The organism is Gimesia benthica, assembly GCF_009720525.1.
Classification (GTDB): Bacteria; Planctomycetota; Planctomycetia; order Planctomycetales; family Planctomycetaceae; genus Gimesia; species Gimesia benthica.
Genome location: NZ_CP043930.1, coordinates 2435652 through 2454448 on the forward strand (window position 1 = coordinate 2435652; position 18797 = coordinate 2454448).

Consider the following 18797-nt stretch of genomic DNA (forward strand, 5'->3'; position numbering starts at 1 on the left):
GGACACTTATTCTTGAGCACTCGGAATTCCCGTAGAACTGGCTACGGAATGATTTGATTCCTGGATCTCCGGTTCCCGGTCGCGATAAGCCATCAGAACCGCCGTGGCTAAAATAAACAGTCCCAGGTAAACGGGTGAGAGGAAGAATAGCCAGATGGCGCCCAGCACCAGCAAGGCAACTGCTGGGTGCAGATTCAACCAGTCGGCCGAACGAGACTGCACACATCGCCCCAGAATCGGCAATAGGATCAGCAAGCCCAGTCCTCCCAGGATGAGGTTGAGATACAGGTTTGGGATCACCCAGGCTGAGAGAGGAACTGTATCGGAATCGCTGTCCAATGGTCCGGCATAATAACGGATCTTACTGGCTGAGACTGGTTCCAGTTTCTGGTGAAACTGACTGACGAAGGAATCGGGGGCCGATTCAGCTTTCTGGTCAGAGTCCACGTATTGCCTGAGGAAAAAGACCCGTTCCCGTAAATCGGCAAAGCGGTTTAACTCGTCGCTGACAGCATCCCGCTGCTGTCGAGAATCAGTCGCGATTGATTCCAGTTCGTTGTATTCGCGTGAAATGGAATCCCAGGTTTCGGGAGAAATGAAGCCATCCTCTGAGAGTTCCAGTTCGATTCCGGCAATTTTGATTTGAGCTTCGAGCTTGTCTGCATAATATGTAAACGGATTCACATAGTCAGTCAGAAACGTGCGGTGATTTTCTGAGGTTACGATTTTGACCAGATTCTGATCCACCGGGAAATTAACCGGCCGTGGTGTCTCCAGCCAGACATGATCCACAAAATACTCATGCTCAATCTGATACGATTCCCAGAACAATGTGATGTTGTAAAACTGCGGTCCCCCATTGAGGGGAATTTCCAGCGTTCCGGTATCCTGTTTAAGCGTTGTATCGTTTTCGCCGTTTATCAGTACTGCCATCAGTTTGGTTTTACCCGGCCATGTGAGAGTGAGTGCACGGCTGGTCTGGTTAAACAGTCTGATATGCGTCAAGCCGTGCACGAAATCCTGATTGCTCAGGATGATTTCCGTTTCCATAAAAGGAATGGACTCTGCATTCGCGACTCCTTCTTTCTGGTTTTCAGGAGTCAGCCGCCAGGGAAGCTGGGTGGTAGAGAATACGCGATTACAGTCGAAGTGTGGTGCTGAATCACAACGGGCCTGAACCCAACGTGGTATCTGGTCAGCTGCCAATGGTTTCCGCAGTTTTTTGTCTGCCAGTTTAAATTCCTGATTGTCAGACAGCAGCAGATAGTGATTTTGTCCCTGGGCATTCTCCAGGATTACAGGAGGAATTGTGAGTTCTCCCAGAGGTTTAATAATGGTCCCCCGGACGGTGACTGTCTTTTCACGTGTCGGAGAACCAGTCGGATCCAGTTCAACACGCTGGAGTCCATCAGCCATTTTGTCGAGCAGTTCGTAAGGCATACCGTCCAGCGAAAATTCATCGCCATACTCAGCGGGAATCAGGATCTGCGGTTTCTGAACTTCACCCACGGGTTGAGTAAACCTGAGTGTCTGCGTCAATTCCATCCGATGATCTTCTAGAGCATCTACAATGGTCAGGGTATCAACGGTTGTCACCGAATTACGTGGTTTGAGCGAGAGTTGGATCGGCCCCGATTCAGAATTCAGCATCTGATAGCGGCCTACCAGAGTCGAGTGTTCTGCGGATGCTGGCTGTGGTGCCTCGTCCTGCAGAGTTCGATAATTGGATGAAACCAGTTTCACATCAACCTGAGGCTTTTTGAACAATGTCAGAATTGAGTCATCAACGGTTACATCTACAATCTGAATATTGGGAATAGACATGCTTCCCATCTTCCGAACCGGCAGCCAGCCTTTGAGTGTCAGATCCTGCAAACCGGATGTTTTATTTTTGAGGAACAGCGTGATGCGGTTTCCGATCCGATGCCAGTGTGCCAGACGTTCCACATCTTCTTCTTTGACTGAGAGGGATTCGATCCGCAGGGCCTCAGGCACGATCAGGGTATGCCGAAATGCCGGTGCCTGACTGATGCGCAATTCTGCAGCAAAGGTCCAGTCGATGTTCTTCTGATTTACGACCAGCGACTGATTGACCCGTGCCGATCGCTGTGGATTTTTGGGGATCAGCTTCAATGCGATCTGGGCAGGCTGGTTGAGCTGAAACAGCAGAGCGGAAGACTTGAGAATACTGCTTTCAATCTGTTTACTGGGCGTCTTGGACGAAATCGAAAGCACTCGTTCGGGCAATGCCCCTGCCTGTTCAATATCGAACTCGGGGCCAGTTCGGACGCCTACCTGCCAGGAATTGATTTTGATGGTGGCAGATTGCGAGTCCAGCTTGCCAGAGCTGAAATCGAGTGGAGGCAGAATGACTGAGTCCAACCCATAATTGACGGGCAATTCGAGTACCGCATCGACGATGAACTCTCCTTCTTTCGATTCCGACAATTCGAGCAGCAGTTCTTCCTGCTTACCATCCTCAGATCTGGTGATGGCAGGCGTGACTGTCATGCCCGCCACTTTGATGCTGCGGACAATTGTACCTACGGGTAGTTTCCAGAACAGGTAATCGACTTTTCCGTTCAGCACATTGTATTTCACCTGCACATCCATGCGAATCAGTGACGGAGAAATATCGGCGTTGGTCAAAACCGATGCTGACAGGTTCAAGGGGCTGACCTCTGAGTCCCGGTTATTAAACCACTTCAGCTTGAGTTGTCTGTTTTCTTTGAAGAAGGTGGAAAACTCTTTTTTACCTCCCAGCTGATAACGTGAAATCCCCGTTGATTCAAACAGTTCGACGAGTTGAACCGGTTCGTGAAATGCACACACAAAATCATTTGTGGCTACAGGCGGAATCGCCAGTTCAAACTGTCCGCCATTTGCACTGAACCTGACTGCGGGATGCAGCGTCAGTTCGATCTCATGTTTCCGATAGGAATAAGGCAGTACAGGTCGGACTGCTTCTACAGGCCCATCTGATGCTGACCTGGAATTTGTTGCAGGCGGGACTTCATTATCAACCGTTACCAGAATACTCTGACCATCAGCCGCCAGTAACACCGGAACGACCTTACCGTCAACGCGGCAGGATTCCGGTCCGCTCAGATTCCCCCCTTGAATGGGGAGTTGAATCTTCACATCCGTACGTTCCGAGGGAATTTCAACACTGAAACGGGCCTGGAGTGTTAACAGCTGGTTATCCTGGATGTCCCCCTGGTAATGAGCCGCTGAGAGAAGATATTCCGGCTGAGCGGCTTCATTGACGAAGTTTTCCAATACCTGCAGCAGTTGCGGACTCAGGTAGGCATAAGACTCGCGCGAGGTATCTATAGATTCCGGCAGCAGAACCATTTCATTCAGAGTTACTCTGCGGCGACTGTCTGGTGTCTGGCCAGGCCCTGATCCACTCTGAGCATGAGCGGTCGCTACAGAATAACCCAGTACGACAAACAGCAGCAGCCGGGCAGCGGAATACATTGATGAGAGAGGTTGCTCGTAGGCTTTCGTACTCTGATCTTCAATCGGTTTGACGATTTCCTGTCTGAGGAACCGGCGGGGAATCAACATCACGATCAACAGACCGGTAAAGCAACTGCCAGATATCTGGGCCAATGGGTAGGACAGGTTCCAGGAAAGCAACAGAGCACTCAATGCCACCACGATACAGATTTTATCCCGTAAACCAACGCGGAATATTCGCAGCAACAATCCGCAGAACAGCGTTAAAAGCAGCATCATCCAGGAGAGAATCCCAGATTCAGTAATATTCGTTGTCTCCAGACTACCGAAGCTTACCGGAAATAAGACCAGCGCATTCCACTCAGTCCCTTCAGTCGAGTTTGCGGTAGACTCTCTGCCCAGCACTCCCAGAAAGCGGCGGGTCAATGATTCAGCCGGCAGAGGTTCCTGAAGCACCATATTTGCAGGTCCGCTGAGCAGGCGGATTCCTTTGGGAACGATGAAATTCCAGTCTGTCTCCAAGACACGCTGATTGATCTGCGGGAATGGAATCTGCCTGGAGGCGGTCAACTGATTTTCCGGTGCCTGGGTCTGGTAGTGAATCGTAATTCGATACGTATCCAACTGGTCGAACAGCGGAACCAGAAACTGGCCTTCTGCCTCGATCGGTGTGATGCGGCGATCGTTGACAGAAGTTGAGATCAGCTTTACCGCAGCCGGAAACCGGAATAGAAATTTATCTTCAAAGGTTTTAGACAGATCCAGTGTAATCGTAGCCTCATGCACGTCCGGTTCGCCATTCCCGTGCCCCAGTCGAGAGTCGATCACGAGTGTAGCGGTTCCCTGCTCGAGTGCGTTCTCTGGCAAATCGGAAGCCCGGGTAATCGTCAGAGATCCGAGGGGCTGCTCGTAATTCCATTCATAGTTTCGCTGATTGCGCTGGTTACCGGTTCGTTCCTGTGAATCCGGAGGGAGCAGAAGCCCTTCCGTTTTCATACGCAGATTGAGTTCATTCGAATTGAGAACCCGCACGACTCCCTGGAACGGCTGAGCCTGCGGTGCGAAGACCAGAGAAGCACGCACGTTTTTTCCAAACGGCCGCTGACGCTCTCCCCGTATTTCGATCTCTTTAAATACAGGAGCCGTAAAAGAGAGTTCCCAGAGTTCTCCCAGGTTGGGGAGATACCATTTCTGATGTGCGGAGACTGGCAGTTTTTTGATGGAGAGCCTGGATTGTAATCCACTGCTGGCGGGTAAAGTCCATTCCACCGGCGGACCAGGTTCAGACAGATAAACCAACACTCGCTGAATGCCGCCAACCGGAGGCAGACAGTTCAGAATGAAGTTTTCCTGGATCGACTTGTCATTCAACGCGATATAGGAACTGGCAACGACTTCGAACTTCTGTTCCAGATCGGAACGCCTCAGGCTTCCCCAGTGAGTTCCAGAATAAGGAGAGAGATGGAAATAACGGGAATCGTCCTGATTGACGGCCGGAAATTTCCAACTGGCAGGCAGCTCTGCGGGAGTCAGTTCCTGAACTTCCTTATCGGGCTGAAAGAGCAAGGCAACCTGTTCAGGAGCAGAGATTTCCAGAACCCGATCCACGCTGTAACATCCGAGAGGTTTGACGCCAAACAGATTCATGTTGCGGGTTGCAACGGGAACGAGTCTGCGAGCCTGGATCTCCAATGTGTATGGTGCTTCGGGTGAGACAGAGACTGGAAGTCGTACGCTCAGTTTTTGTTGTTTTTCACTTCGTTCCACGTCCCAGACTAGATTCCCTGAACTGCTTTCTGCAGGACTGCTGACCTGGGTAATCTCCCAACCGGCAGGAATCATGGCTTCCAGTCGATACGTGGAACCAGCGGCTGAAGACCAGTTAATTCGTGTTTTCAAACGCCAGCTCTTCTCTTCGATCTGCACCAGGCTGTGCACTTTAGCCGACAGGTTCAGATCGGGGAGGGCCAGCTGATAAGAAAGTCTGGCGTCGGGAGAATACTGTTTGAAATCGTAGGCTTCCCCCTGCTCGTCCTGAATCAGGACACCTGTCTGCCGCAAATCGGATGAGCGAATTGCATGTGTTTCCAGGGGCGATGAGATATCCAGGTGAACGGTTCCCCCCAGGAAGTGTGCCTGCTTTAATTTCAGTCGTGGAATTTCGATCTCATTATCCAGCGAGGGAGAACTCAGCGCCCGGATCGACAGGGGGCGGCTGATCCCCAGCAGCGGATCGATCAGATCGACAATGACCAGTTGCTTCCCCTGTTGTTTTTTGACTTCAAAGGGAAGAGAAAGATCGTTACCCAGATTCACCGAATAGATTTCGTATTCGGTGGGTGCCTCGAATTCGAGCTTTTGGACGGGGGTATTAAGAACTTCAATCTGAAAATCTTCCCTGAGCCGCAGACCGTCTTCGCGAACTCCCACTTGAGCAAACTGGTGATACAGTATCTGCTGCGGTGCACTTTGCGGCTTCTCTGCCTGATTCACGGTCACTTTGAATGCGGATTGTCCCCCCAGTTCGATCTGCCACAAATCGTATTGAGGATCGTCTGCTTTTAAGGGACCACTTACATACCCCACTGTAGTGGTCAACACTTTCCCCCTGGGAATCTTTAAATGAACCTGTGAAACCACCGTTTCCGGAAGTTCAAACTGAAATTCCGTACGCAGCGGTTGCTGCCTGCCCTTAAGACTCCAACTGCCCTTGAGATCTTCACTGAAGTGATCGACAAGCAGTAAGGTTCGCTGATCGGGGGCCAGTCCCCAGACCGCCTGCTGATTTCCCCATTTAAGATCATGAACCGCCAGATTCAAATGCGAAAGATCGATAAATCCAGGCTCATTGCGGGAGCAATGCATCACCCAGGTCAACTGTCCGTCCACCAGGTGATCTCCCTTCAGCGTGGCTGTATACGTCGCCTGCTGAATCCAGGAATTGGGGGGCGTATTTTTTTTCTTCAACGCTGTCGCTTTGAGGGCTGCATACTTTTTGAGAGGTACCGGATACCAGTTGGCTTCCGGCCAGCGTGAAGAGTCCTGCCCGGGCACCGTGACTTCTCTGATCCGTGCTATGGGAGAAAGGTCGACGGTCTGTGGTTCAGCAGCTGGTAACTGGTTCAGCACCAAAACACTGCAGAGTATGGTGAACCACATCCAGAACCGGGTGATGCGCAAGCGCTCGCTTGTAAAAACAGATCGAACCGCTGTCATCGGTTCGCCCCGGCTTCTGAGGAAGAGACGGGTTTGTCCACAATTTCAGATCCCGGACGCACTGCTGTAATATCTTCCGGATCGACCTCGGAAGGATGAATTCGCTCTGAGAAGGAAGGCGGCGGAATAAAGTCACTTGGTGCCGACATCGTGAGCAGTTTGGTCTCCTTGCGTTTGCGGGAAGTCCCGTTAATCACAGCAGCCACAATAGCCAATAGTAAACCGAACACAGCAGGTTGCAGCAATACTTCCACTGGAGCGGTGTACCAGAGGGCAACTGCAGAAACGACAGTGGTCATGACCAGCAGAACCAGCATGCTGCGCAAAACGGAGATACTCATCAGGATGAAGCCGAGCATAAGGGCTGTTCCGGCTCCGATGAAGACAATCATCGAACGGGACAATGCCTGAAACTGCAGGCTCGTGGCAGGCCCCAGCCGATAGAACTGATAGTGGTTCACGCCGAGGAAGTCCTGACGTTCGGGTGGTGCATTCTTCAGTTTTACCGGAATTTCATCTTCGCCTGCGAATTCCCGTGACCAGAAGACTCCCTGATGAACCCAGCTGAACTGTGGAGTGTAGCCGCGGGGAATTGTAAACAGATGCTCGTTGCTGGGCAGATTGACTTTCCAGAACGTCTTCTCCACCCAGAGATTATTTACGAATTCAGGAGCGACAACTGACAGCGGACTGAATTGAGAATCGCGCTGGTGCCGCGTTGAACCGTAGTCGATTGTCAGGATATGAGGAGTGGTTTCTTTTTCCTTGGGTGCGGGTAGTATCAGTTGAAATTCGGTTGCCTGCCCCTGCTGTACCAGGTTCTCTGTGACACGCTGATTATTCCACCAGACCGCTTCGATTTTGATTCCCGCGTTCTCCGGCAGGCGAAATGCCAGTGTGCGTGGAGATACAGGAAACTGATACTGGGCCCGTGCCAGATATGATCCAGCGGCATCCAGGCTGCAGTCAATCCAGGCCTGGCTGATCGAGTAAGAGAATAAGGAACCGGTATCACTTTTTTTCAACTTGAGGCTGATGTCAGCCTGGGGATCGACGGCTCGCCAGAAGGCGATGTTATTCATTCCCAGTTGCTGCTGCCAGGCGTCATTCAGGCTGGAGACTTCCAGGTACTGTGTATCTTCCTCATTGGAGAGAGATAACTCAAACTGACTTTCCGTAAATGGAACATCATCAGAACGAATCAGAGGTACGTTGAGCTCGGCCTGGGAATCCTGGGGCAGGAGATAGACGGCCGTAATTTTAACGGGGCCCAGCTGTTTACTGCGAAGAGAGAGCCGGGCATTTTGTATCGGATCGGTATCGTCCGAAGTCCAGGTCGGAACCAGTGGATTCTGTTCGTTATCCAGGTAGAAGTTGACCCGGTTCCTCAGTGCCTGTGGGACACGGAGACGGATTTCGGAGAGGGGATCGTATTCGATCTGATATTGTATTTCCTGTTCGACCCGAATCTCGGAACCATCAAGTTCCAGAAGAGCGTTGCTGTTGGCCGTGATCTGCTGATTGTGAATCGAGACGATCGCTGAAAACTCATTGGGGCCCGGCTGGATCTGGTATTCGGTCTTACGCAGACTCTGAACTTCCGGAGGCAGTTCGAACTGTTTGAGCTGGGCTGAGGGAGACGAGATCACCTGCGTCTTGGGAGCCGGCGTCAGGTCGGTCACAACGTTCGTATCATTGGCGATGACCAGTGAAGTGGCTGACAGGCTGGGTGCTTTGATTTCGGGTAAGTTAAAGCTGAAGGGTTCACGGTCTGCAATCACGGGACGTCGGGCACGAAACGTGATTTCGAATGTTCCCTTGGATCGTTTCAACAGATTGATATTCACCCGATTGGGCTGTGAGGGGTCGACCACGATGGCTTCTGTCAGCGAAGGCTCCTGCATCAGTTCGAGCTCCCAGCCTTCCTCTGTCCGATTGGGCCAGTCGAGCGAAACTTTATCCAGGGCCCCCTGAAAGACATTGATCTGCACGCGGGCATCCAGTTCTGCCCGGTTACCAAACATCTGCACGAGGTAAAACGGCTTCGCAGAAAAGTAAGGCTTCACCCGCTCGATATTCAGCGGTAACTGAAAAGGCTGTTTCAGGAAGCGATAGGAACTGTCCAGATCTTTCTGATTGGCTTTGATTTGATAGACCGATCGGTTCTGACCTTCCATGCGAAAGATACGATACCCGTCCAGTGTCTGGATATCGATCAAGCCGGTCTGCCGCTTTGCACGGCTGACTTCGAATCCGTCGATCAGGAATTTCCCACTCTGTTCGGGGAAATCAGTCTCCAGCGTCCACTGCACTTCAATCGGTCCGACCGTGGGCTCAATCAGTGAGACTTCCACCAGATTGTCTTTGATCACTTTATGGCTTTTATAGCCATCACATTTCACATCCAGCAGTCGAAATGATTCGGGAAGTTTGACCTGCACATTTTGGAAACTGCCGGTCAGGGCTTTGATGGACTGTGTCGCATTGAGTAATACTGAATCGGTTGTGAAATCAGTCGTTAACAAGGTCTCGGCTTGAAGAACGGTATCGACTTTTTTCTCATCGGGGATCGGCTGCCAGGACAGATCCAGCTGTTCCCCAGGCCGAACAGTTCTATCTGGCTCTGATCGTCATCCAGCGACTTCTTGGAGACGGCGACTCCCGTAGGAACTTCAAGGCTGATCTGGGGAAGTGGAACGGTCAGTTTAAGGTTGCTGACTGCGGTCTGGGGTAAGACCAGTTGCAGACGCCGGGAAGGCAGTTGCTGTTTGAGTGAGACGCTCAGTGTCAGATTGAGTTCGTGAGTTCCCTTGCCTTTGAACCACCAGAGATAACCGTCCGTCCGGTTGAAACCGCCCGGGCTCGACTCACCTGCACCGTTATAATTCGTCTTAAGGAAAATAGATTCATTCAGTTTCAGAGGCACGCGCACCCACTGATCTGCTTCATTGATCAGGATCACGAGGCGGGCATCAAGTATCGCGCGGTCTTCTTTGATGTTTCCCTGCAGGGAAACGGAGGAGACAGCATACTCAGGCGAGGGTGTCGTCTGGGGAGCCTGTTTCTGTTTCAAATATTCCAGAACCTGATCCAGGTTGAGATTGGGCAGTGGTAAAAACTGGCCATCGGCTCCACGAATATAGAGCCCCTGTTGAGTTGCTTCTTCTGTAGCCGGTTTGCCTGTCGATTCTGCTGCCGAAGGGGGTGTGCCGTTCTGCTTATCAGATGACGCAGGCTGGCTGGAATTGGGTAGTGTTCTGTCAAACGCAGGAGAACCAGGTCGTTCCATGGGCGCAGAACTACCACTCCCTGAAGATTGTGCATGCACGTACTCCAATGGAAGCAGCATGCAAAGCCCGTATAGACCCGCTGCGACTAAGATGAAACGTTTCAGCTGTGACATGTTCGTCAATTGATCCCCAACTTTGGGAGCAGAAAACCTCTGAATCAATTCGACATCAGGCGGCTCCATCCGCGTATGCTGACGAATTTGGTCTGGTCAGCCTGCAACCAGCCCTTTTGTAGTCAGACGTATACCCTGTGTTATCAGAAATGCTGTTGACCCTTATTATCATACGTCGTCTTTTGGGGACATTAAAGCAGTAATCTCAAAGCTGCCCAAAAAACCTATGTTGTAAGCAATGACTGTAAATCAGAATGTATGTCTGTTCCATTTGTCGCCAGGATACTGGGGTTTTCGATGGTGAAACTTGCATCTTCAATTGAGGTCACCAGGCCGCCCGCCTCTCTGCAGATCAGGACCCCTGCTGCCATATCCCAGGGCTTCAGATTACTGGACCAGTAACCTTCGATACGACCGGCAGAAACGTAACAGAGATTCAAAGCCGCAGATCCGGTACGCTGTAGTGTCTGTGCTGCCGGAAGCACTTTCAGAAATCGATCAATGGAGACATCTCGACCATTGGTACCGACAGGCAGACTGGCCACCAGCATGGCCTGATCCATGGAGGGGATACGGGAAGGTGAAATGGGCGTTCCGTTCAGTTTCGCTCCGTGCCCCTCCAGCGCTGAAAAGAGCTCATCCCGATTGGGATCATAGACCACTCCCAAAATGAGATCTCCCTGATACTCCAGGCCGATGGAGACGCAGTAGTAAGGGAAGCCATGCACGTAATTGGATGTTCCATCCAGAGGATCGATCACCCAGCGGTATCCTGAGTCTCCTTCGTGCCGGGTCAGTCCCTCTTCACCCAGCATCTTATGATCGGGATAGTGTGTGGTGATATGCTCAACGATCGCTTTTTGAGAAGCGAAGTCGGCGTCGGTGACCAGATCGGCACGTCCTTTTTCTGAAACGCGAAATTCATTGACCCAGTCCTGCAGACATTTCGCTCCCTTTCGAGCTGCGGTCTCTGCTACCTCAAGCAATTCCGTGGAATGCACTGTTGATCCTTCCGTGAAACACATTTGATTCGTGATATTCTGCGTAAGTGTCGCTCTTCCTGACACTGATTCCGTCTGGTCCGTTCAGCCAGCAGGGAAAAACCTGCAAAATCGGTCCGATGATGTGGATCGTACCACTTCAACGGGTTTTACCTATTTTATGAATCGTACAGCGCAGCGCGAACCGTCAGGATTGCGATTTCACAATTCTTTGTGCTCTTCACGAAAACTTCTCCCCTGGCCGGCGGGAGGAATTACCAGTGGAGAAGTCTCAACGCTCATAAAGATTTAGGTGACTCATTTCAATTAGCCAGTGGTCACAGTCGCTGATCCATGATGTCCCGCTTCCGGGAGGCTCCTGGATTTAAACAGTGCACATCGGGTTCTCCTGTCTGCGATGATTATGTCGGTTTCAGTGATCGCAATGATTCCCCGGATTGGTGTCGCTTTTTGAAAACAGGTGGAGCTGTGAAGGTGTGAGATTTTTCCAGATTGAAAGTTTCAGGAGAGAAACGTGAGGTATATTTTCAACATCCGCTGTCATGTGACAGACTGGAATTAATACGTATATGAGCTGCCTGAATCGGCAGAAATCCCAAAACCAGACTACTTGATTGAAAAGATAACCGATGGATTTTGAGCTCACCCAATTATCACTGTATGTCATGGCCATCAGCGTGGGGATCTTCACGATCATCGCTGCCATCACTGACTATAAGTCGCGCAAAATCTACAACGTGCTGACAGTCCCCTTCTTTGTGCTGGGTATCGTTTACCAGCTGGCCTTCAATGGCTGGGAAGGACTGCTGTATGGGTTCCTCGGATTCATTGCTGGTTTCGGCATCTTCTTTCTGATCTGGATGGCAGGCAGTGGTGCCGCCGGTGATGTGAAAATGATGGGTGCCCTGTCCATGTGGCTCGGTTTCAGAGCAACGATTGCCGTGATGATTGTCGGCACCGTATTCGTGCTGGCAGGAACGTTGCTGGTGCTGTTCTGGAGTGTCGTAACCAAAGGTGCCCGAAAAACCAAAGAGAAATACCTGGCGACCGGGAAACAGTTTAAAGGCAAGAAAAAGAAATACGTCGCAGAGACAGAAAAACAGAAACTGGAACGGGGAATCATGCCGTTCGCACTGCCCGTAGTTCTGGCGACCTGGAGCGTCACGACCTGGATGATTATCAAAGCAGTAATTCTGTAAACCTGCGAAATGGTCACACATAGCCAGAGGAAATTGAGGAAAGCATTTCTGCGATGAGAGTCAAACGCAAACAAAACAAACAACGGCCACTGAAAGGTCGGGGATTCCTGAGCATGGAACTGGCTCTGGTTCTGCCGATCTTCGCGATCGTTATGTTCGCGCTGGTGGAGTTTACGCTCCTGTTTTACGCGCGGGCGGATGTGGTCGAAGCCAGCCGAATCGGTGCCCGTCTGGCAACCATGCCCGGCATCACCCAGCAGAACGTGGAAGCGGAAGTCAAAAAAATTCTGCCTCCCCAACTGGGACAGGGAGCCGTGATTAAAACAGAAATGGGAAAACATTCGGGTGATGTGGTCATGGTGGCGGTAAGTATCCCCATGACTCTCGCATCACCCAACCTGCTCTGGCCCGTGGGTTATAACCTCAAGGGGCAGAACCTGTACTCGGAAACAAGAATGATCAAAGAGTAGGCTTCCCTCGGGAACCTGCTCGAAAAGTGAACATTGGAAGAATTCGTAAACCCCTCCGACGAAGTAACGGGAGGGAAAGATTAGAAGCCAGGCAGTTGCCTTGCTGATTTAAAATACGGGAGACTGATCCGGTGAAAAGCCTGACCCCTGCAAAAGTGACTCTGTTGATGTTTGGCGTCTTCGGTGTCCTGATTGCAGCATATATCGGTAAAAGACTGTTGGCAGGAAAAGAGGAAGCTCCGCCAGTTGCAACTCGAAACATTCCCATGGCCATCAGTGAGCTGGAACCGGGTACCCTCGTCACCGAAGAACACCTCGGTCTGGGTCCGATTGCCATCAAGAACCTGAAGCCGGAAATGATGACTTCTAATAAGGTCATTGTCGGTCGTGTCGTTAAGGAACGCATTCCTGCAGCGACCCCGATTTCTACGAGTCAGCTCTACCCCGCTGGTGAAACACCCCCACTGAAAGTGGAACCGGGCATGCGGGCGATATCCGTGCCGCTGGAATCTACAGTCGATCTGGTCGATGGCCTGATCAAGCCGGGTGAATATGTCGACGTGCACATGACCCCCAGTGGATTGAACAACGACAGACGCATGAACGGCGGGATGACATTGACCCTGTTTAAAGGGGTGCGGGTGATCGCGATTAACCGCAGTTATACCCAGATCAGCAACTCCCGTCGGGGAACCAATGTGACTCTGGAACTGACGCCCGAGCAGGCCAACATCATGATTCTGGCCCGCGATCGTGGTGCGATCACCATGAGTTATACCCCCGAGGGTAAAGGGGATGGTGGTGTGGCTGTCAGTAATGCAGATAAAGCAACGCTCTATGAAATCCTGGGCCTCAAAACCCCCGAAAAACCTAAAGAAAAAGAACCGCCCGAACCTTTTGTCATTGAAGGTTATTACGGCACCAGTCGCAGCGTGAACCGGTTTGACCAGAACGGCCTGCGGGTCGGTGACTACGACTCTAACAGTCGTGGAGGCGGTCGCGGTTTCAATTCTGGTGGCTACCTGGATCCATACTGGGGCGGTGGTAACGGTTCTGACCTGGACAGTGATTCCATCAGTGCTCCCCGGCGTCAGCAGGCACCCCCTGTTCAGAATTCGTATGGACCGACAGCCCAGCAACAGCAGGGACAACCTCCGGCCAATTATCCGGGTGGTCCAATGCGTCAGCAGGGATCTTATGCCCGCAGTGTGTATCCGCAGAATCCTTCAGTGGGACGTTAAGCGAACCAGCGTCTCGGCTGAAACCTTTATCCTGTTTCCATAGATTGAATTCGTAACTCATGCGACATCACCAGACAATCCGATCTGCGCATCAACGACGAGGGGTTATTACCCCTCTGGCAGCCGGCGTGCTGCTGGTTGTGCTGGCAGGGATTGCGCTGATCATCAATCGGCTCTGGCTCGATGCAGCGTCTCTGGAAGTGACGACCTGCATTGAAACAGCAGTCCTGGCCGCAGGTCATGAGATGGTTTCGGATGAACTGATCAAGGATCAGCCGGACTATGAGACTCTGATGCAGCGGGCCGAGCATTCAGCCAATGAGGCTCTGAAATTAAATTCTGTCGCGGGCCAGCAGGTCGGTATCCAGTTGACTAAAGGTGAGAATTTACTGTTCGGTAAATCAGTACCCGTGGTTGAAACGGGAGGTCGACGTTTTCTGCAAACCGAACATGAACCGCGGAGTATTCAGATTCAGACACAATCTCCGGGCCGGATTGCCAATCCTGTTGCTGAGTTTCTGTCAGACCTCACCCGTTCTCATGTGGGAACAGCGGGAGCCCAGATTCAGGCCACACTCGACAACCATGTCCGGGGTGTTCGTCCTTTTGAAAACGTAGCGGTCCCCGCATATCCCCTGGCGATCCTGAAAACGGACCCTTCGGGCAAGCATACGCAGACCTGGGAACTGCAGATCGATCAGAAACAGGGAAAAGATGAATACCGCTACGATCCGGAAACCAAAACGGTCTCCAAAGGATCTGACGGTATACCAGAGATCATTCTTACGGGGAAACCCCGTCGGGGTGAGATCAGTGATGCCAACATGCAGATCCTGGATTTCGGTTCTCACTTTAATACAGATACCGTGATGCAGCAGATTCTGTCGGGACTGACCCGCAAAAACCTGAAGCAATTCCAGGGCGAACTGCTCTTCGATGCCGGTCCCCTGCCTGTGAAGTGCAGCCCGAATATCGAAAATGGTGAGCAGGATGCGTTTCAGGAAATGATCGGCCAGTGCCGCATCTGCTTTTTATACGATCAACTGGAAGAACAGTCCGGTTCGTTTGAAGGGACTGCTTTCTGCACCAATATGGTGGGTGGTCGGATTATGGCAGTCCAGCGGCTGGATAACCAGGCATGTGAAATCATTCTGCAACCTGGAGTGCTGTCTTCACGTTCCGTCGTACTGGCGGCTCCTGAAGATGAGACCAGCCTGATTCAACCGGTTCAGAAAATCGAACAGACTGTGAACAAGGTCGGACAGACTGCCGGCCTGAAAGAATCAAATCAAAACAAATATATTTATAAGCTTTATCTGACCCAGTAAGGGTGGAGATGAATTATGGTTTTACAAAGTGAAACTCCTGCTGCCAATCCCTCTGCGGATTCCCGCAAAGCTTTTCAGCGTCTGAAAACCAGACTGCATCGGCAGATGGTGGATGCGATCGACTTTTCCAAAGCAGGTGAACTGCCGGAAGCCGATTTGCGTCAGAAACTGCGCGGCCTCGCCGAGCATCTCTGTATGCAGCAGGATATCGCACTGGATCAGAAGAACCGCGACATCATGGTGCGGGAGATCCTGGACGAAATTTATGGCTTTGGTCCACTGGAACCACTGATGAGCGATCCGGATGTCAGCGATGTGCTGGTCAACGGAGCCGATCGGGTCTTTGTGGAACGCCGGGGTCTGCTGGAAGAGACCGATATCAGTTTTGCCGATGACGAACACCTGCTGCAGCTGATCCACCGTCTGGTGGGACGGGCTGGACGTCGTATCGATGAAGTTTCGCCGATGGTCGACGCCAAGCTGCCGGACGGTTCCCGTCTGAACGCGGTTATCCCTCCCCTGGCTTTGAAGGGACCTACACTTTCCATTCGTCGTTTCCGGACCCAGGCTCTCTTATTTGACGACATGGTTCAGATGGGCTCACTCGCACCGGACATGGCAACCTTCCTGGAAATGGCTGTCAAAGGTCGACTGAATATTCTGATCAGTGGTGGTACCGGTGCCGGTAAAACGACCCTCTTGAATAACTTGAGTCGTTACATTACCAACCGCGAACGTATTGTGACGATTGAACAGACATCAGAACTTCAGCTGCAGCAGCCGGACGTGGTTTCGCTTGAAGCCCGACCTTCCAACATCGAAGGTCAGGGGGAAATCAACCAGCGTGAGCTGTTGAAGAACTCTCTGCGAATGCGTCCTGACCGCATCATCGTCGGCGAATCCCGCGGCGGTGAAGTTCTGGAAATGCTGCAGGCGATGAATACCGGTCACGATGGTTCCATGAGTACCGTCCACGCGAACGATACGCGTGACGCCCTGGACCGTCTCGAGTTGATGATCGCCCTTTCCGGGGCAGAACTTCCGAACGCGATTGCCCGGCGGTACATCGCTTCCGCGATCCATCTACTGGTACACATCACCCGTCTGCCAAACGGGGAACGTAAAGTGATGCGTATTTCGGAACTGATCGGGTATCAGAACGGCGAATACATGGTGGAGGACTTGTTTGTCTACCGCATTACCAACGTCGATCCGGATGGAACAGTGCATGGCAACTTCTATGCGACCGGTCATCAGCCGTTGGCTCTGAACTGGTTAACCCAGACCAACTTCAATGAAAATACTGATCTGTTCCATGCCCGGGAACTGCCACTGTCTGGTAGACAAAACGACCAGCAGAATGAACAGGAGAGCTAATCATGGCAACTGATGCCACACTGAACCCCAACAGCTCTGCTACCGCAGTCGATTTCAGCGACATCCTGCGTGATCAGGACCGCTACGCAGTTCCGGATTCGACCCAGTTAAGCAACCGGCTGAACGGCGGTTTTGACGAGTTGATCGTGCACTCCGGCGTTCAAGCCAATCCGGCAGTGATTTTGTTTTTCTGCCTGCTGAGTTCGGTCCTGTTTGGCGGACTGATCTACATCATTCAGGAAAACTTCCTCTCAACTTCAATCGCCTTTATGGCTGGTGGACTGGCGCCGATCGGCTATCTTTTTTACCAACGTGGTCGCCGTCAGAAACAGATTAACGAACAACTTTCCGATATGATTGACGAACTGGCTCGTGCCGCAAAAACCGGACGCAGCCTGACTCACTGTTTTGTGAATGTGTCTGCAAAGACGCCCGCCCCCCTGGGAACCGAACTTCAGGAAGCTTCCCGTCGACTGCAGATGGGTGTTTCCATGAGAGCGGCCCTGGATGGTCTGTATGAACGGACCGGGGTTGCCAGTTTGAACATTCTTTCGATGGCCCTGATCGTCCATCAGGAAACCGGGGGAGACCTGGTGAAGGTGCTGGAGCGTCTAGCCCGTACCATCCGTGACCGTATGCTGTTCCTGGGACGTCTGCGCACCGCGACCGCCGGTAGCCGCGCGACAGCGGTACTGATGATTTCTTTACCACCACTGATCCTCGGGTTCTTCGTGTTACGCGATCCCACTTACCTGACAACCTTGATGGCGTCTACATGGGGTCGTGGTGCGACCTTTGCCGCTATCGGACTGCAGGTCATTGGATCTCTGTGGGTCTTACGAGTTCTGAAAACCAGTCAACGTACCTGATTTGAAACAACTGCGTCCTGCCAGAAACTGGCGAGGGTAAGAATATGTTTACACCAACAACCATTACCGTTTTTTATGCACTCTGTGGTGCCATCATTCTGTGGATGCTGTTCCGCATCATCCGCAAGCGGCGGAGTCAGAAACCGGAACAACAACCTGAAGAGATGGTCGAGCCTAGGCCGCAGGAGACCTATTCTCCTTCAGCCTCTTCCTCGAGCGCCGCTCCTGTAACCTGGGAACACCGTCAGTTGTTTGCCGCTGACAATCCATATCAGAATGGTCAGGAAGAGGGGCTACCTCCGATTGAAGCCGGTGATGTCCCCGCGATGGGCACCGATGATTATGTCTTCGGGTCGGCAACTCCCGCTTTGTCGGAAATGATGCCGGAATCGGAAGGACGACGGGCCCAGACAAAAAAAGAACTGCAGGCAGCAGGTTACTACCAGCCACATGCCCTGCAGAACTTTTCTGCGATTCGTTATGTTGCCATTCTGGGTACCATGTTGTTCTTCGGGATCCTGCTGCTTGTCGCTCCCGAGCGATTCGAAATTCCGATTTTACTCGGTCTGCTGCTGGTACCAATCCTGGCCTGGGCGGTTCCCTTTCTGTTCATCAGCGGTCAGGCTTCTGATCGTCGCAGTGAAATTGAACAGGGGATTCCCGACATGCTGGACATGCTTAACATGTGTGTTTCCCAGGGGATGACCGTACCACACGCGTTGAAGAAAATTATCGGGGAACTGGCGAAGGTGTATCCGGCACTGGCTCAGGAACTGAAAATCGTGATGGAACAGGCCTCTATCGGCACCTTCACTCAGGCTCTGTCTAACTTCAGTAAGCGTATCGATGTACCGGAAGTCCACTCGTTTGCGGCCCTCTTGATCCAGACCGATCAGATGGGAACGGACGTGACTTCGGCCCTGCAGGAATACAGTGATAACATGCGTGAAAGTCTGCAGCAGCGGGCGGATGAGAAAGCCAACAAGGCCACATTCAAACTGCTGTTCCCGACTGTATTCTGTCTGATGCCCGCGATTTACATCTTCCTCCTCGGTCCCGCGATTGTGGAACTGTCTGACTTCTTCCATTCCGGAGGGAGAGACAGTCTGAACACCACAACCGACATGTTCCAGCAGGTGGGAACACAACAATAAACCAGTTCGCTTCTGGTGGTCTCAAAGAAAACAGCTTCCTGGCAGTCTCGACTGTCGGGAAGCTGTTTTCGTTTTCA

At 51.9% G+C, this 18797-nt stretch carries 11 protein-coding genes; 7 read left to right on the top strand and 4 right to left on the bottom strand.

Annotation, left to right across the window (positions count from 1 at the left end; translation table 11 throughout):
- Positions 1-6 precede the first annotated feature (6 nt).
- The 4 genes from F1728_RS09180 to F1728_RS09195 form a co-directional block, all read right to left on the bottom strand.
- Positions 7-6591, bottom strand: coding sequence for a hypothetical protein (locus F1728_RS09180; protein WP_155363850.1), 6585 nt, complete (start codon positions 6589-6591; stop codon positions 7-9).
- Positions 6592-6674: 83 nt separating this feature from the next.
- Positions 6675-9203 carry a hypothetical protein gene (locus F1728_RS09185; protein WP_155363851.1) on the bottom strand — a complete coding sequence of 843 codons (2529 nt, stop codon included), beginning with the start codon at positions 9201-9203 and terminating at the stop codon, positions 6675-6677.
- Positions 9197-10081: a hypothetical protein gene (locus tag F1728_RS09190; RefSeq protein WP_155363852.1), complete on the bottom strand. Its 885-nt coding sequence runs from the start codon at positions 10079-10081 to the stop codon at positions 9197-9199. Before F1728_RS09190 ends, F1728_RS09185 begins: the two co-directional genes overlap by 7 nt.
- Positions 10082-10305: 224 nt before the next feature.
- Positions 10306-11082, bottom strand: a complete 777-nt coding sequence (locus F1728_RS09195; protein ID WP_155363853.1) for an inositol monophosphatase family protein — start codon at positions 11080-11082, stop codon at positions 10306-10308.
- Positions 11083-11711: 629 nt separating this feature from the next.
- On the opposite strand from F1728_RS09195, the gene F1728_RS09200 reads away from it, so the two are divergent.
- The 7 genes from F1728_RS09200 (at position 11712) to F1728_RS09230 (ending at position 18720) form a co-directional block, all read left to right on the top strand.
- Positions 11712-12281 carry an A24 family peptidase gene (locus F1728_RS09200; RefSeq protein WP_155363854.1) on the top strand — a complete coding sequence of 190 codons (570 nt, stop codon included), beginning with the start codon at positions 11712-11714 and terminating at the stop codon, positions 12279-12281.
- A gap of 53 nt (positions 12282-12334) precedes the next feature.
- A complete protein-coding gene (locus tag F1728_RS09205) occupies positions 12335-12751 on the top strand; it encodes a TadE/TadG family type IV pilus assembly protein (RefSeq protein WP_155363855.1) in 417 nt (138 codons plus the stop codon).
- A 131-nt stretch (positions 12752-12882) separates the two neighbouring features.
- Entirely contained in the window at positions 12883-13992 is a 1110-nt protein-coding gene (gene cpaB / locus F1728_RS09210) for a Flp pilus assembly protein CpaB (protein WP_155363856.1), read from the top strand.
- A 59-nt stretch (positions 13993-14051) separates the two neighbouring features.
- Positions 14052-15320 (top strand): hypothetical protein, encoded by a 1269-nt coding sequence (locus tag F1728_RS09215; protein ID WP_155363857.1) that lies wholly within the window; start codon positions 14052-14054, stop codon positions 15318-15320.
- Positions 15321-15335: 15 nt separating this feature from the next.
- Positions 15336-16697, top strand: a complete 1362-nt coding sequence (locus F1728_RS09220) for a CpaF family protein (RefSeq protein WP_155363858.1) — start codon at positions 15336-15338, stop codon at positions 16695-16697.
- A 2-nt stretch (positions 16698-16699) separates the two neighbouring features.
- Positions 16700-17566, top strand: a complete 867-nt coding sequence (locus F1728_RS09225) for a type II secretion system F family protein (protein WP_155363859.1) — start codon at positions 16700-16702, stop codon at positions 17564-17566.
- Positions 17567-17610: 44 nt separating this feature from the next.
- Positions 17611-18720, top strand: a complete 1110-nt coding sequence (locus F1728_RS09230; protein ID WP_155363860.1) for a type II secretion system F family protein — start codon at positions 17611-17613, stop codon at positions 18718-18720.
- Positions 18721-18797: the final 77 nt, after the last annotated feature.